Raw genomic sequence first — 15861 nt, forward strand, 5'->3', positions numbered from 1 at the left:
GGGCGGTGCGCTCACGCGCGTCCGGGCGTGTAGGACCCGTCGGCGGCCAGCTCGCCCGCGCCGAGCCGCCGGACCACGTCGGTGAGCACCGCCAGGCCCGCGACCAGGTCGGAGTCCTCGGTGTACTCGCCCTCGTTGTGGGACACGCCCCCGACCGAGGGCACGAAGAGCATGACGGTGGGCACGCGCTCCTTCATGTTGATCGAGTCGTGCCCGGCCACGGTCATGACCTCGCCGCTGCTCAGGCCCAGGCTCCGGGCGCTGGCGCGGGCCAGGGCCACGCCCTCGGGCTGGTAGGGGTTGACGCCCCAGGAGTGGGAGAGGGTCTGCTCCACGGTGACGGAGGCCGCCGCCTCGATGCGGGCGACCTGCTCCTGGAACAGCCGGTCGGCCTCGGCGAGCACCTCCTCGTCGTGCGAGCGCAGGTCGAGCAGCAGCTCGACGCGCGAGGGCACCACCACCGGCGAGTTCGGGTAGACGTCGAACTGTCCCACGGCCGTGTGCAGGACCCCGGGGAACCGGTCGGCCAGCTCGCGCGCGGCCACGACCAGCATGGAGGCGCCCACGAGCGCGTCGCGGCGGTCGGCCATCACGGTCGCCCCCGAGTGCGCCTGCTCCCCGTGGACGGTGACCGCGTACTTGCGCGCGGCCCAACTGGCGCTGACCAGGCCGATCGTGGTGGAGGACTCCTCCAGGACGCGCCCCTGCTCGACGTGGATCTCGGCGCAGAAGGCGGCCTCGGGGCCGTCGTCCCCACCCAGGAAGCCCGTCGGGGCCAGGGCCTCGGCCACCGTGACCCCGGCCGCGTCGCGCGCGGCCAGTGCCGTCTCCAGCGGAAGCGCGCCGGTGTAGACGGCGCTGCCCATCATGGAGGGCGTGAAGCGCGAGCCCTCCTCGTTGAACCAGTTCACGACCGCGAGGTTGTACACGGGCGCGGGGGCTCCGGCGGCGTCCTGCTCGGCGATCCGGAAGACGGCGTGGGCGGCGGCCAGCACGCCGTAGGCCCCGTCGTAGCGCCCCGCCGTGGGCTGGGAGTCCATGTGCGAGCCGACGACCACGTAGGGGGCGCCCGGCACCCGCTCCAGTAGGCCGAACTGGTTGCCGATGCGGTCGTAGACCACCCGCAGCCCACGCTCGACCAGCAGTCCCTCCAGCCACCGCCGCTGGGCGATGTCGGGCCCGGTGGCGGCCTGCCGGTCGACGCCCCCCGACGGCGTGGCGCCGAAGGCGCTCATGGCCCGGAAGTCCTCCAGGAAGCGGGCGTCGGCGGATGCCGCGTCCTGTGACGGGCCCTGTTCGTGTGCGGTCATGGCGGTGTTCCTCTCGGAGAACGTCGGGTCGCGTGGGCCGGGCGTGGGCCACGTCCATCCTCGCCACGCGCCCCGCGCCGCTCAATCGTCATCCACACAAGATTCCCCGGGGGTGCTGTGCATGTGCACATAGACTCGGTGCCGGATGCCGAGCGCGGGTGCCGGGTGCCGAACGCAGGCTCTGGACACCGCGCGTCGCACGCCGAGTGCCGAGTGCCGAGCGCCGCACGTCGAGCCCGGACACCGGAAGCCGTCGAGACGTACGAAGGGAGGCGGCCGTGACGGACCCCGCGGAGCAGGACCCGCCCGCCGAGGAGCCCCGGTCCTGGGCGGGCATGGTCGAACGGCTCGCCGAGGACCGGGAGAACCTCGTCGAGGACTTCCTCCAGCGCCTGGCGGCCCTGGGCAACTACACCGACGGCATGGTCCCCGACACCGACCTGCGCCAGAGCGCCACGGAGACCTTCGACATGCTCACCCGGCGGATCGCCGGGGTGCCCCTGCCCGACCACCTGCGCGACCTCTCCACCCGCCTGGGCGTGCGCCGGGCCCGCCAGGGTGTGGCGCGCGAGCACCTGCTGGAGGCGGTCCGGCTCGACTTCCGCGTGCTCTGGGCGGGTCTGGTGCGCGCGGGCGGGCCGGGATCCTCACAGATCCTCGTGCTGCACGCCGAGGAGATCCTCACCACGGTCGAGCAGTACATCAGCGACGTGCAGGCCGCCTTCCTGGAGGAGAGGGCCGCCCTGGAACGCGACTCCCGGGCGGCGGCGGCCCAGGCGTTCTCCCGGCTGCTCAACTCCGGGAGCCGGGCCGCCGCCGTGGCCTCCGAGGTGGCGGGCACCCTGGGGCTCCCCGAGCACGGGACCTTCGACGTGGCCTTCGTCGTGCCGTCCCCGGAGCGGGAGCAGCGGCCCGCGGCCCGGGTCCGCGAACGCGACGGGGGCCTGGCGTGGGAGTTCGACGACGGCGTCGCCCTGGTGCGCGAGACCGCCCGCACGCCGTGGCCGGACCTGCCCCCGGGGACTTCGGGGGGACTGGTCGCGCGGGTGCGGGGGCTGGCCGCGGTCCCCGCCTCCGTCGAGGCGGCCCGCGTCCTGTCCGGCTACGCCGGCACCGGCGGCGGGTTCGTCCGCGAGGAGGACGTCTGGTCCGCCATCGCCCACGACCAGCTGCGCGGACTGATCCCCGGTTTCGGACGCGACCGGGTGGAGCGCTTCGAGCGGCTCGACGGGGACAGCCGGGCGCGGCTGCTGGAGACGCTGACCCACTACGCCGCGACGGGATCGGTCAAGGCCACCGCCGAGGCCCTGTACTGCCACCGCAACACGGTGGTCAACCGGCTCCAGGCGTTCCGTGAGACCACGGGCCTGGATCTGACCGTCCCGGCCGAGGCGGCCCAGGCCCTGGTGCTGTTCTCGGGCCGCTAGCTGACGGGCGGCCGCGCACAGAGCACGTGCGGCCCGGGAGGGGTTCCGGGCCGCACGTGAGGACCTCCGTGCTCTGGCGCTCGTACTCCGACGCTGTCTGGGGGGTTTCCTGGGGAGGCGTGTGGGGACGCCGTTACTTCACACTCACCGCCGTGAAGACCTCGGCCTTGTCTCCGTCCTCCTCCACGGTCTTTCCGGTGGAGGCGAAGTCGAAGGAGGCGTCCTCACGCTTGAAGCGGTAGCTCTTCTGTGGGGAGGCCACCTTGGTGAAGGTCCCGTCGAGGTCGCGGATGCCGACGAAATCGACGGTGTCGGGCACGACCAGCTTGATGCGCTTCATGCTCGGCTGGATGATCCGCATGCTTCCTCTTTCTTTCTCGGTACTCCTCCTGTGTGACGGCAGCACTCTCCGTCTGATGCCCAAGTCATTCCCCCATAACGGAACGATAAAAATCAGGACAGCGATTTTCGTGTGTCCCGTGTCGCTCCTTCGGTGCGCGCCGAACCCGGGTGAACGTGGCGAAAGGAGTGTGTGAACTGCGGGAACACGCTCTGGCGTTCGGAGCGGGGCCGAGTCCCGAGTCGGGCGATCTACCCAGGGCCACAAAGGGGTTTCTTTCCTGGCCGAAAACCATCCCGGGGTTGCGCCCGCGACGTGCCGCGCCTCAGCCGCCGGTGTTGAGCCACCAGACGGAGAGGTTGAGCGCGGTCGCGAAGGCCGTCCAGGCCCAGTAGGGCACCAGCAGGACCGCCGCCCACCGGGACCGGCGGGCGAACAGCACGATGGTCGCCGTCAGCGCCACCACCAGCAGGCAGATGTCGACCAGGGCCACCCCGCGCAGACCGGCGGCGAAGAACAGCGGCGTCCACGCCGCGTTCAGCGCGAGCTGGACGAAGTAGAGCGTCAGCTCGGGGCGGGCGCCGCGCCAGCCGTGGCGGCGCCAGACCAGCCAGCCCGACACGGCGATCATGGCGTACAGCGTGGTCCACACCGGGCCGAACACCCAGGAGGGCGGGGCCCACGAGGGCTGGCGCAGGGCGGCGTACTCCGCGGCGGTGCTGGTGCTGGAGAGCACCCCGACGAGCGCGGCGGCGGTGACGGCGGCGGCGAACCCGGCCAGGCCCAGCAGGGACGCGCGGGTGGAGGGGGCGGGTGAGGCGGTCGCGGCGGTCATGGCTTCTCCCCGGGGTCGGCGTCTGGTCGGTGCGGGCGCCCGGTCCGCTCCGGAGACCGGCCGGTGCTGGAACCCGGTCGGTGACGGAGTCCGGTCGAGCCGGTTCCGGAATCCGTCCCGTGCCGGAGTCCGGTCGTGCCGGTGTCCGTGCGGAGGCGGCCCGCGACCGTGTGTCCCTGTACCGCTACCTCCGTTCTTTCCTCAGTAAACAAGTATCTTGGAAAGCGTGAAGAAAAAGAACCGCGAACGCGGCCGCGCCGCGAAGGCGCTGGGAATCGCCGCGCTCGCCCTGACGCTCCTGCTCGTCCTCGCGGTCGGCGGCTTCGCCGTCTGGGCGCTCAATCCCTACCAGGCGGAGCCGCGGGCGCTGCGCGAGGCCGTGGCCACCCCCGGCGTGGAGGTGGCCGTCACCGACGACGCCGTGGTCGTCAGTTCCACCCACGCCCCTCCCGGGGCCGGAGTCGTCTTCTACCCGGGCGCGCGCGTCGCACCCGAGGCCTACGCCGCGCCCTGGGCGCTGGTCGCCGCCGACACCGCCGTGCGGGTGGTCATCCCGCGTATGCCGCTGAACTTCGCGGTGTTCGACACCGACCGCGCCGACCGCGCCATCGCCGACCACGGCGACGGCGTCGACGCGTGGTACGTGGGCGGGCACTCGCTGGGCGGTGCCATGGCCGCCTCCCACCTCGGCGGACGCACGGACGACACGGTCGTCGGGCTGGTCCTGTGGGGCTCCTACGCCACGGAGGGCGCGGGCCTGGCCGGGCGCGAGGACCTCGCCGTCATCTCGGTCTCGGGCAGCCGCGACGGCCTGTCCGATCCGGCGACGGTCGAGGAGAACCGCCCGAACCTGCCGCCCGACGCGCACACGCACCAGGTCCAGGGGATGAACCACGCCCAGTTCGGCGCCTACGGGGACCAGTCGGGGGACCTGCCCGCCGACATCGACGACGCCGAGGCCCACCACCGCCTCGCCGAGGTGACGGTGGACTTTCTGGACCGGTAGGGCCCGCACGTGCCAGGAGTCCGCACCCCCGAGGCGGTACGGACTCCTGGCACGAGGGGGAGTAGGGCCTCACGCGGCGGCGGAGCGGGAGCCGCGTACCAGCACCACGGCGGCCAACAGCGCGTCCTCCGCCTCGTCCAGCGCGGCCTGGACGTGGTGTCCGTCCGGAGCCGAGTGCACGGCGATGAGCGCGTGCGCCGCGCACATCGCCGCCTCCGCAGCCGCACCCGGCCGTGAGGGGGCCGGGTCGGTCGCCCACTGCCAGTCGCTGACGGTCCGCTCCATCCTGCGGTACAGCAGGGCCTGCCCCACCTCCCGGTCCTGTACCGCGTGGGCCCACGCGTTGGGCGCTCCCTCGGCGGGGCGCACCGAATCCGGACCGGCCTGGATCTCCGCCGCGGCGATCAGACTCTGCGCGAGCGCGGGCACGTCCTCCTCGTGCGCGCCGCTGCTGCGATGCTGGGGATCGAACACGGGAGGGAGCCCCAGAGCGGTCAGCGCGCGCACGATCGGTCCGGGGTCGCCGATAGCCTGCGTCATCTCAACCTCCGGCTGTCTGCTTTGGCACATCTCCAGCCCTCTACCCAGTCATCGGCTACTTCCCGAACGCATTCCCAGCGTTTTCGTCGAAAAACTCGGATGAGTGCTACGGAGGTGCAACGACACAGACCCGGGTCGGGTTCCTACTGTCCGTCGCGGATCACGCGGATCACGCGGGTTCCGGGGGCACCGGGGCCCTCCACCCGAACCGGCGCCGGGGGGCGGAGACCGCGGGCGGGGGAGGCTCACCCGGTGAGGAAGCCGCCCAGGGCCGCGGCCAGCTCCTCGGGGGCCTCCTCGGCGACGTGGTGGCCCGAGTCGATGCCGTGGCCGCGGACGTCGTCCGCCCAGGACCGCCAGACACGCAGCGGATCGCCGTACAGCTCCTCCAGGTCGTCCCGCAGCGACCACAGGACCAGCGCGGGGCACCGGACGCGTACCCCGGCGGCGCGGTCGGCCTCCTCATGGGCCCGGTCGACGGTCAGACCGGCGCGGTAGTCCTCCAGCATCGCCCGCACCACCTCGGGGTCGCGTACCGCCCGCAGCCACTCCTCGTGGTTCTCCCGGCCCATGCTCCGCGGGTCGCCGGTGTACCAGCGGTCGGGGTCGGCGTTGATGACGCGCTCGGGAACCTCCGGCTGGGCGAAGAAGAACCAGTGCCACCACCGCGTGGCGAACTCGGGCGTGATCCGCGACAGGTGCTCGCTGATGGGCAGGCAGTCGATGAGCGCCACCCGGGAGACCAGGCCGGGGTGGTCCAGGGTCAACCGCAGGGCCACGTAGCTGCCCCGGTCGTGGCCGACGAGCGCGAACCGGTCGTGGCCCAGCAGGCGCATCACCGCCGCCATGTCCGAGGCGACCGCGCGTTTGGAGTGGTTGGTGTGGTCCGGCGAGGGCGCGGGACCGCGCGAGCGCCCGTAGCCCCGCAGGTCGGCGCAGACCACGGTGAAGCCCTGTTCGACCAGGAGGGGCGCGACGCGGTGCCAGGTCGCCGAGGTGCGGGGGTGGCCGTGCAGCAGCACGGCCGGGCCCCGGCCGCCGTGGCGTACGAAGACGGTCGCGTCGCCGAGCGGGACGTACCGGGAGGTGAAGCCCTCGAACATCGCCCCAGTATCCCCGCTGCCGCCCCGCCGGTACAGGGCCCCGCGCGGGGAGGGACGGGGCAGGCGGAGGGAGGGCCGCCCGGCCGGAGAGCTGGGACCGGCCGGGTGGTGGCAGGGACCCCGGACCGGCCCCCTCCGGACCCCGGACCGGCCCCCTCCGGACGCCGGGCCGCCCCTGTGAGGGCGGCCCGGCGGATCGGGTCCGCGTCGCGAGCGCGGCGGGCCCGGCCGGGTCGGCCGCTCAGCCCTCGGCGTTGATCCTCGCGACGAGTGCTTCGAGCTCGTCCAGACCCGTCGGGCCGAAGCTCGCCAGGCGGCGGATCGGGATCGAGGCCATCATCCGCGCCATGTCCATCCCCATGGCGTTGTCGGAGCCCTCGGCCGCCGGAGGCGTGAAGGCCCGGGCGAGGAGGGCCGCCGCCCCGGGGACGGCCATGACCTCGCCCAGCGTGGAGTCGAGCGTCACCGGCAGGCGCAGCGTGTCGCCCTCGACGGCGATCGCCGCCGTGGCCCGCAGGTCGCGGCTCGAAGCGCCCGCCGACACCACGTACTCGCCGCCCTCGACCACCCAGCGGTCGGCCCGCACCTCCCAGTACGCCAGGTCCTCGCGGGACAGCAGGACGCTGACGCGCTCGCTGCGACCGGGTTCCAGGGTCACGCCCGTGAAGCCCTTCAGCTCACGCGGCGCCCGCGACACGGCCGAGTCGGGCTTGGCGACGTAGAACTGCACGACCTCGCGCCCGGTCCGGTCCCCGGTGTTGGTCACGGTCAGGTGCGCCGTGATCCCGGCGCCGTCCTGCTCCAGTTCGAGGTCGGAGTAGGCGAAGCTCGTGTACGACAGGCCGTGCCCGAAGGGGAAGGCCACCTCCATGTCGCGGGCGTCGTACCAGCGGTAGCCCACGTACAGGCCCTCGCCGTAGAGCACCGCGGAGTTCTCCCCGGGGAAGTTGAGGTAGGCGGGAGTGTCCTGCAACCGGACCGGCACCGTCTCGCCGAGCCGCCCCGACGGGTTGACCCGGCCGAACAGCACGTCGGCGACCGCGCCGCCGCCCGCCTGGCCCAGGAGGGCCCCGTCCAGGACCGCGGGGGCCAGCTCGGCGACGGGGGCGAGCCGCAGCACGCCGCCGTGGGAGAGCACGACGACCGTGCGGGGCTGCGCCCGCACGACGGCCGCGAGCAGGTCGAGCTGTTCGGCGGGGAGTTCGATGTGCTCCCGGTCGAAGCCCTCGGACTCCTGGTGCTCGGCCAGGCCCAGGAAGACCACGGCGGTGTCCGCCGCGGACGCGGCGCGCACCGCCTCCTCACGCAGGGCCGCCGCGTCGCCCGGTTCCGTACCGTCCTGCGCCTGGTCGGCGTAGCCGGGGGCGAAGGTGACCGCGCCGGAACCGGCCAGGGCGCGGATCTCCTCCAGAGGGACGTCCACGCGCGTGGGGTTCACGTGGGAGCTGCCGCCGCCCTGGTAACGCGGGTTCCGGGCGAAGCCGCCGATCACCGCGACGGACCCGTCCGGCGCGAGCGGCAGGAGCGCGCCGTCGTTCTTGAGCAGAACGACGCACCGCGCGGCCACCTCGCGGGCGAGGGCGTGGTGGTCCTCGATCTCCCGCGCGCCGACCTCCAGGGCGCGTTCGGGGTCCGCCGCGCGGTCCCGGCGGGAGCCGCGCGCCCTGGCGGCCAGGGCGGCCACACGGGAGGCGGCCGTGTCCACGTCCTCCGTCGAGCAGGCCCCGGCCTCCACGGCCGCGAGGAGCCGCGCGTCGCTCGCGCCGCCGTCACCGGGCATCTCCAGGTCCAACCCGGCGGCGACCGCGGCGGGCCGGTCCTGCACCGCGCCCCAGTCGCTCACGACCACGCCGTCGAAGCCCCACTCCTGGCGCAGCACCGTGGTGAGCAGCCAGTGGTCCTCCGAGGCGTAGACGCCGTTGATGCGGTTGTAGGAGCACATCACGGTCCACGGGGCGGACGTGCGCACGACCTTCTGGAAGGCGCGCAGGTAGATCTCGCGCAGCGTGCGCGGGTCGATGTTGGAGCTGGAGCGCATCCGGTCGTGCTCGGCGTTGTTGGCGGCGAAGTGCTTGAGCGAGGCGCCCACGCCGGTGCTCTGGAGGCCGCTCACCCAGGCACCGCCCAGGACGCCGGTGAGGAGGGGGTCCTCGGAGAAGTACTCGAAGTTGCGCCCGCCGCGCGGGTCGCGCTTGATGTTGATCCCCGGGCCCAGGAGTACGTCCACGCCCAGCGCCCCGGCCTCGGCGCCCAGGGCCGCGCCCACCCGCCCGACCAGGTCGGGGTCCCAGCTCTGGGACAGGCCGACGGCGGGCGGGAAGCAGGTCGCGGGCAGGCTCTCCGCCAGGCCCAGGTGGTCGGTGGCACCGGCCTGTCGGCGCACGCCGTGCGGCCCGTCGGTGAGCACGAGCGAGGGGACGTCTCCCACGGCCTTGGTCGTCCAGAAGTCGGCGCCGCTGCTCAGCGAGGCCTTCTCCGCCAGTGTGAGCCCGCTCAGGTCGGTCGGGTCGTGGGTCATGGCTGCTCGCTCCTGTCCGGGGAAACGCGGGTCGGTGACGCGTCCGTGCGAAAACAGTACGTCATGCGGTTTTCGCGCGGCAAGTGCTACAGTCGCGCCATGGCACGACGAGGCTCCTACGCGAAGGGCGTGGCCAAGCGCGGGGAGATCCTCGACGCGGCGCTCACCGTCATCGGACGCGACGGGTACAGCCGCGCGACGGTGCGCGAGATCGCCGACGCGGTCGGACTCAGCCAGAACGGCCTGCTGCACCACTTCGGGAGCAAGGAACGGCTCTTCGTCGAGGTGCTGCGCCACCGCGACGAACTCGACCGGCTGGCCTACGGGGAGGGCGCCGACCGGGGTTCCGAGGCCGGTGTTGGGCGTCCCGACGGTGCCGGTGGAAGCCCCGACGGCGCCGGGCGCGGTCCTGACGCCGCCGGGCACCCCGGCATCGCCGGTGCGCTGGTGCGGCTGGTCCGGCACAACGCCGGGGTGCCGGGCCTCGTGCAGCTGTACTCGCGCCTGTCCGCGGAGGCCGCCGAGGAGGGGCACCCCGCCCACGACTTCTTCCGGGATCGCTACGCCACGGCCCGCGGGATCATCGCGGAGGAGATCCGGCGCCTCCAGGCGGAGGGGCGGTTCTCCACGGAGCAGGACGCCGACCGACTGGCGGTGCTGGCCGTGGCCCTCATGGACGGCCTCCAGGCGCAGTGGTCCTACGACTCCGGCGTGGACATGGCCGACCACATGGCCCACTTCCTCGGCCTCGTCGGCCTGCGGGCCGCCGGGCCGGACCCGGCAGGGGAGGGGCGGGTTTCCGGGGGCGCGGCCCCCGACGGCCCGGTTCCCGGGGGCTCCACCGCCGAGGGGTGACGCCGGGCCCGGGCCCCGCCCGTTCGGGGTTGGGCGTCCACGCGCGGAAGCCGGGGGCGGCTCCGCCCGGTGTGCGGGCGGGTTGCGGCGCCGCGGGAGCGGTGCCGTCCGTCGGTGCCGGTCGGCCTCCGGGCGGGCTTCGACCGTCCGCCGGTGCTGGGTGCCGGGCGCTCGGTGACGGGGCCTGTTCGGTAGTGAGGGCCGGACCGGGCCGGGCCGGGTCGGGGCGCCGGGAGCCGGGATGGACGAACCCTCGTGAACGTGCCCCCGGGTGCCACGACCTCCGCCGAGGCGGCTTCCGCGATGCGCGTGCCCGGCCCGGTCGGGCGACGGTTCCGGCGGGGCCCAGGGGCCGGATTCCAGTGTAGTTAGGGAGGTTTTGAGGTGGTACGGGCGCGATCATGGTACGGTTATGAAAATCATTTCCATGCAGTCTGTGTCACATGACCGGAGGCCCGTGACGTGTCTGGAGGCAGGCGACGGCGCCCGGCGCCGGGGGCGGCGGACACGCCGTTCACCGTGAGGACCGACCGGGCGGCGGTCTGAGATGCCCCGGGTGTCCCAGTACGACGACGTCGTCCTCAAGGCCCTGGGTCGGAGCACGCGCTTCCGCAGCTGTCACGAGATCCACCTCGCCCTCTCCGGAGGTCGCTCCCGCGCCCGCAGACCGCCCAGCCTGTCCACCGTCTACCGCACGCTCCACCGGCTGGCGGAGGAGGGCGTCCTCGACACCCTCCACTCGCCCGAGGGGGAGCGCCTCTACCGGCTGTGCAGGACCTCCTCCCGTCACCACCACCTGCTGTGCCGGGTCTGCGGGCGGGTGGAGGACATCGCGCAGGCGGACGAGCTGGGGAGCGTCGTCGAACGCATCCGCGAGGACAGCGGTTACGGCTCCCTGGACTACTCCTTCGAGCTGTCGGGCGTGTGTCCGGGTTGCACCTAGGCAGCGCTTTCCGGGTCCGTGCTTTCCGGGCCTGTGCTCTCGGCCCCGCGCTTCGGTCCGCGCCCGGGTGCCCGCACCACCCCCGCGGGCGGGTGCGGCGCGGGAAACGGACCCCGGTCGGGAGCGGCGCGCCGGCCACGGGCCGCCGGGATCCGCTGCCGTGTTCCACGAGAGGAGGGTCGTGTCCACGACCCGTTCTGCACAAGACCCCGGTGTGGCCCTGGTGACCGGGGCCGCCGGGGGCATCGGCTCCGCCGTCGTCCGGGGGATGGCCGAACAGGGCTTCCGCGTCGCGGCCCTGGACGTGGCCGGGGAGGGAGCCCGCGCTCTGGCCGCGGAACTCACCGACCGGGGCCACCGCGTCCGCGACTACGCGGTGGACGTCACCGACGAGGACTCCGTCGAGAGGGCCGTGGCCTCGGTCGAGGAGGAGTTGGGCGCGGTCACCGCCGCGGTCAACGTCGCCGGTGTGCTGCGCTGGGGCGCGGTCACCGGCTTCCCCTCCCGGGTGTGGCGGGAGGTCTTCGACGTCAACACCCTCGGCGTCTTCCACGTCTCCCGCGCCGCGGCCCGCGTGATGGTCCCGCGCGGTGCCGGGAACATCGTCACCGTCAGCTCCGACGCGGCCGCGGTGCCCAGGGCCGCCATGGCCGCCTACGCCGCGTCCAAGGCCGCCGCGACCCACTTCACGCTGTGCCTGGGCCTGGAGCTGGGGCCCCACGGGATCCGCTGCAACGTCGTCTCCCCGGGATCGACCGACACCCCGATGCGGCGCCAGCTGTGGGAGGACGGGCCCTCCTCCCCGGAGGCGGAGCCCGGCAACGACCCCTCGGCGTTCCGCCCGGGCGTCCCGCTGGGCCGGGTGGCGCTGCCCGGGGACGTCGCGGAGGCCGTCGCCTTCCTGGCCTCGCCGCGCGCCCGGCACGTCACCCTGCACGACCTGCGCGTGGACGGAGGGGCGAGCCTTGGCGCCTGAACCCCTGGGAAGCCTGCCCGGCCCCTTCGTCCTGTCCACCCCCGACCACACGCTGACGGCCGACGGCGCGCCGGGGCGCTCGCGCCCCCTGCCCGGCGGGGGCGCGGACCTCGCCAAGGAGGCCGAGGCCGCCCTGCGCGATGCCCGCGCCGCCGGATGGGACGACCCCCGGGTCGTGGGCGCCCTGCCCTTCCGGCCGGACGCCCCGGCCGCGCTCATGGCGGCGGACGTCGTCCGCACCGGCCCGCGCCCGTCGGGTGCCCCTGGCGGGGACTCCCGGCGCGGGCCGCTGCCCCGGCACCGCCTGCGCGAGGAGCCCTCCGCGGACGACTACGCCCGCCTGGTCGGACTGGCCGTCGAACACCTCTCCAGCGAGGGCCTGGACAAGGTCGTCCTGGCCAGAACCCTGCTGCTGGACCTGGCGGAACCCCTCGACCCCGGCCGCGTCCTGGCCCGCCTCACCGCGGACAACCCGGGCGCCTTCAACTTCGCGGTCGCCGCGGGGGCCTTCGGCTCCGGGGAGGTCTTCGGGGAGCGCCCCGGGGCGGCGGACGGCCGGGACCGGGACCCCCTCCGGCGACCGGCCCCGGTCCTGGTGGGGGCCAGCCCCGAACTGCTCGTCGCGCGCAGCGGCCCCCGGGTGCGCTCGCACCCGCTCGCGGGCTCCGCGCCGCGCCACCCCGATCCGGAGACCGACCGCGAGCGCGCCGAGGCCCTGCTGGACTCGGCCAAGGACCTGCGCGAGCACGCCTTCGTGGTGGAGGCCATCGCCGAACGCCTGCGCCCGCTCTGCTCCCGGCTCGACGTTCCCGAGGCCCCCTCGGTGACCGCGACCGCGACCATGTGGCACCTGGGTACGCCCCTCTCCGGCCTGCTCCGGGACCCCCTTCCCTCGGCGCTGGAACTGGCCACCGTCCTGCACCCGACCCCCGCGGTCTGCGGCACGCCCGCCGAGGCCGCCGCACGGGCCATCGGCGCGTGGGAGCCCTTCGACCGGGGCCTGTACGCGGGCGCCGTCGGCTGGTGCGACGCCGACGGCGACGGGGAGTGGGCCGTCACCCTGCGCTGCGCCGAGATCGCGGGAACCCGGGCGCGCCTGTTCGCCGGAGCCGGGATCGTCGCGGACTCCGTGCCCGCCGAGGAGGCGGCGGAGACCGGCGCCAAGTTCCGCACCATGCTCAACGCCCTCGGGCTGGAGCCCGTCGGGCCGGGTTCCGCCGGTCCCGATCCCGGTGCCCTGGGCCCGGGCGCCCTGAACCCGGCGGCCCGGGTTCCGCCGCCCTGTTCCGGCCCACCGGTGCGCGGCCCCGCGAAACCCGCCATCCCCGTTCCGACACCACCTGGAGAACACCCCTGATGTCCCTTCCCTCGATCGAGCCCTACCCCATGCCTGGCGAGGGCGACCTGCCCGACAACCGGATGTCGTGGTCGGTGGACCCCGACCGCTGCGTCCTGCTCATCCACGACATGCAGCGCTACTTCCTCGACGCCTTCTCCCCGGACGAGGAGCCGGTGCCGAGCCTGCTCGCCAACGTCGGCGCCCTGCGGAGCGCGTGCGCCGAACTCGGCGTTCCGCGCGTCTACACCGCCCAGCCCGGCTCCCAGGACCCGGACGACCGGGGGCTGCTCACCGACCTGTGGGGCGAGGGGCTGCGGGACGACCCGGCCCACACCGCGATCGTGGAGGGGCTGGAACCCGCCGACGACGAGATCGTCATGACCAAGTGGCGCTACAGCGCCTTCGCCAGGAGCGGTCTGGAGGAGTACCTGCGCGACGCGGGCCGCGACCAGCTGGTCGTCTGCGGCGTCTACGCCCACATCGGCGTCCTGACGACCGCGTGCGACGCCTTCATGCGCGACGTCCAGGCCTTCGTGGTGGCCGACGCGGTGGCGGACTTCTCCGCGGGCGACCACGCGATGGCCCTGTCCTACGCCGCCCGCCGCTGTGCCGGGACGGTGAGCACCAAGGGGGTTCTGGCCGCCCTGAACGGCTGAGCGCCCCCGGCGGTGATCCTGCTCCCGGCGTCACCGTCGACGCCGACACCCGAGTCAGGAGCAGGATCACCGTGTGGGAGCGGCCCGGTCGTCACACCACCGGGCACCATCGAGCCCACCAGTACTACCGGCATCACCGGGCCCACCAGGACGACTAGCGTAACCAGGCCCACCGGCACCGCCGGGCCTTCCGGCACCACCGGCCCCACGGCCCTCCTACGCCTCCCGAGCCCGCGGGCTAGGAAGCCGCCAACTCCCGCCTCAGCCGCTTCTTGTCCACCTTGCCCACCCCGGTGAGGGGGAGTCCGGCGACCGCGCGCACCTCGTCGGGAACCTTGAAGGCGGCCGCGCCGCGCTCCAGCATCGCGCCGCGCACCTCCTCCCGGGTCGGGCACCGTCCGTCGGCCACCAGCAGGGCGACCGAGCGCTCGCCCAGGACGGGATCGGCCACGCCGACCACCGCCGCCGCCCGCACGCCGGGCAGGGCCAGCAGGTACTCCTCCACCTCGGTCGCGGCGATCTTCTCCCCGGCCCGGTTGACCTGGTCCTTCACCCGGCCCACGACCACCAGGTCGCCGCCCTCGCTCCGGGTCACCAGGTCCCCGGTGCGGTAGAACCCGTCCGGGGTGAAACGCAGCGCGTCCAGTTCGCGCGCCCGGTAGTAGCCGCGCAGGGTGTAGGGGCCGCGGGTGAGCAGTTCCCCGGGGGTGCCCGGGGGCACCGGGTCTCCGGCCTCGTCCACCACCGCGACCTCGTCGGCGGGCGAGAGGGGGCGGCCCTGGGTCGTGCACACGAGGTCGTCGGGGTCGTCCAGACCGGTGTAGTTGTTGAGGCCCTCGGCCATGCCGAACACCTGCTGGAGGCGGCAGCCCAGGGCGGGGCCCACGCGCCGGGCGGTCGTGTCGTCCAGGCGCGACCCCCCGACCTGGAGGACGCGCAGGGAGGACAGGTCGTGCCCGGTCCGGCCGGCCTCGTCCAGCCAGGAGGGCACCAGCGCGGGCACGAGCGAGGTGATGGTCACCCCCTCGCGTTCGATGAGCGCGAAGGCCGTGGTCGGGCTGGGGTCGGGGCTCAGGACGACCGTGCCGCCGACCGCGAGGGTGCCCACGATCCCGGGGGAGACCATGGTGAAGTTGTGCGCGACGGGCAGGACGGCCAGGTAGACCGCGTCCTCTCCCACTCCGCAGGCCTCGGCCGACGCCCGGGCGTTGTACCCGTAGTCGGCGTGGGTGCGCGGGATGAGTTTGGGGGTGCCCGTGGTGCCTCCGGACAGCAGGAGCAGGGCCAGGTCCTCGGCGCCGACCTCGGGGGTGCGCCCGTGCGGCCCGCTCTCCCCGGCGGCGCCGCCGCGGGGGAGGGGATCCGCCTCCGCGAGGGCGTCCCACCGCACCCCGCCGGTGTCCCCGGGGTCGCCGACGACGACCAGAGCGCGCACCGACGGCACGTCCCGCGCGATCCGGGCCGCGGCCGCCCTGGGGTCGCTGCGGCCCCTGCCCTGCGCGACGACGACGGCGCACGCCCGCGCCGTGCGCACGAGCGACTCCACCTCGGCGGCGCCCAGGGTCGGCAGGGCCAGGACCGGCACGGCCCCGATCCGCAGCAGGGCGAAGAGCGTGACGACGTACTCGCGCCGGTTGGGCAGCTGGAGCAGGACGCGTTCGCCCGGTTCCACCCCGAGCGAGGCCAGCCCCGCGGCCAGCCGGTCCACGCGCCCGTCCAGTCCGGCGTAGGTGAGCCGGTCCGCGCCCGACACGAGCGCGGTGCGCTCCCCGTGGCGGTCGGCCCGCTCGCGTAGCAGGTCGTCCAGCTTCCGGTCGTCCCAGAAGCCGCGTTCGCGGTACTCCCTCGCCTGCTCCCTCGGCCAGCGCAGCCAGTCCTGGGGCATGTGATCCCTCCCGTATTTCCGCGGGCCCGGGTCGACCGGGCGGTCGCGGCAGTGCTATACATAGGCACATCAGCAATGAAAACGGTTTTCATTATTGCTGATCGTGTCGAACCCGAACACAGAGGGGC

At 74.2% G+C, this 15861-nt stretch carries 14 protein-coding genes; 7 read left to right on the forward strand and 7 right to left on the reverse strand.

The features are described from left to right. Window positions 1-11 precede the first annotated feature (11 nt). A complete protein-coding gene (locus tag G011_RS0121350; RefSeq protein WP_019610256.1) occupies window positions 12-1310 on the reverse strand; it encodes a M20 family metallo-hydrolase in 1299 nt (432 codons plus the stop codon). Between the two features lie 278 nt (window positions 1311-1588). On the opposite strand from G011_RS0121350, the gene G011_RS0121355 reads away from it, so the two are divergent. Continuing rightward, window positions 1589-2737, forward strand: coding sequence for a helix-turn-helix domain-containing protein (locus G011_RS0121355; protein WP_019610257.1), 1149 nt, complete (start codon window positions 1589-1591; stop codon window positions 2735-2737). Between the two features lie 133 nt (window positions 2738-2870). Here G011_RS0121355 and G011_RS0121360 read toward each other — a convergent pair whose 3' ends face one another. Together G011_RS0121360 and G011_RS0121365 are read right to left on the reverse strand one after the other, a co-directional pair. Continuing rightward, window positions 2871-3098: a hypothetical protein gene (locus G011_RS0121360; RefSeq protein ID WP_013152067.1), complete on the reverse strand. Its 228-nt coding sequence runs from the start codon at window positions 3096-3098 to the stop codon at window positions 2871-2873. Between the two features lie 304 nt (window positions 3099-3402). Beyond that, on the reverse strand, window positions 3403-3912 hold the full coding sequence (locus G011_RS0121365; RefSeq protein WP_019610258.1) for a TspO/MBR family protein: 510 nt from the start codon (window positions 3910-3912) through the stop codon (window positions 3403-3405). Between the two features lie 226 nt (window positions 3913-4138). Here G011_RS0121365 and G011_RS0121370 point away from each other — a divergent pair, with 226 nt between their 5' ends. Continuing rightward, window positions 4139-4918: an alpha/beta hydrolase gene (locus G011_RS0121370; protein ID WP_019610259.1), complete on the forward strand. Its 780-nt coding sequence runs from the start codon at window positions 4139-4141 to the stop codon at window positions 4916-4918. 69 nt (window positions 4919-4987) lie between these two features. On the opposite strand, the gene G011_RS0121375 is transcribed toward G011_RS0121370, so the two are convergent. The 3 genes from G011_RS0121375 to G011_RS0121385 form a co-directional block, all read right to left on the reverse strand. Further along, entirely contained in the window at window positions 4988-5458 is a 471-nt protein-coding gene (locus G011_RS0121375; RefSeq protein ID WP_013152070.1) for a hypothetical protein, read from the reverse strand. Window positions 5459-5703: 245 nt separating this feature from the next. Next, window positions 5704-6561 (reverse strand): alpha/beta hydrolase, encoded by an 858-nt coding sequence (locus G011_RS0121380; protein ID WP_019610260.1) that lies wholly within the window; start codon window positions 6559-6561, stop codon window positions 5704-5706. 241 nt (window positions 6562-6802) lie between these two features. Continuing rightward, window positions 6803-9079, reverse strand: a complete 2277-nt coding sequence (locus G011_RS0121385; RefSeq protein WP_019610261.1) for a glycoside hydrolase family 3 C-terminal domain-containing protein — start codon at window positions 9077-9079, stop codon at window positions 6803-6805. Window positions 9080-9178: 99 nt separating this feature from the next. On the opposite strand from G011_RS0121385, the gene G011_RS0121390 reads away from it, so the two are divergent. The 5 genes from G011_RS0121390 to G011_RS0121410 all read left to right on the forward strand — a co-directional run bounded on the left by G011_RS0121390 (window position 9179) and on the right by G011_RS0121410 (window position 13848). Then, window positions 9179-9934, forward strand: a complete 756-nt coding sequence (locus tag G011_RS0121390) for a TetR/AcrR family transcriptional regulator (RefSeq protein WP_051104392.1) — start codon at window positions 9179-9181, stop codon at window positions 9932-9934. Between the two features lie 547 nt (window positions 9935-10481). After that, window positions 10482-10877, forward strand: a complete 396-nt coding sequence (locus G011_RS0121395; protein WP_019610263.1) for a Fur family transcriptional regulator — start codon at window positions 10482-10484, stop codon at window positions 10875-10877. A gap of 214 nt (window positions 10878-11091) precedes the next feature. Next, a complete protein-coding gene (locus G011_RS0121400) occupies window positions 11092-11853 on the forward strand; it encodes a 2,3-dihydro-2,3-dihydroxybenzoate dehydrogenase (RefSeq protein ID WP_019610264.1) in 762 nt (253 codons plus the stop codon). Next, window positions 11843-13210, forward strand: a complete 1368-nt coding sequence (locus G011_RS30085) for an isochorismate synthase MenF (protein ID WP_019610265.1) — start codon at window positions 11843-11845, stop codon at window positions 13208-13210. The genes G011_RS0121400 and G011_RS30085 overlap by 11 nt, the downstream gene beginning before the upstream one ends. Next, window positions 13210-13848, forward strand: coding sequence for an isochorismatase family protein (locus tag G011_RS0121410; protein ID WP_019610266.1), 639 nt, complete (start codon window positions 13210-13212; stop codon window positions 13846-13848). The genes G011_RS30085 and G011_RS0121410 overlap by 1 nt, the downstream gene beginning before the upstream one ends. A 238-nt stretch (window positions 13849-14086) precedes the next feature. Here G011_RS0121410 and G011_RS0121415 read toward each other — a convergent pair whose 3' ends face one another. Next, window positions 14087-15733: a (2,3-dihydroxybenzoyl)adenylate synthase gene (locus G011_RS0121415; RefSeq protein WP_019610267.1), complete on the reverse strand. Its 1647-nt coding sequence runs from the start codon at window positions 15731-15733 to the stop codon at window positions 14087-14089. Window positions 15734-15861 lie beyond the last annotated feature (128 nt).

The sequence above is a fragment of the Nocardiopsis sp. CNS-639 genome (assembly GCF_000381685.1).
GTDB lineage: Bacteria > Actinomycetota > Actinomycetes > Streptosporangiales > Streptosporangiaceae > Nocardiopsis > Nocardiopsis dassonvillei.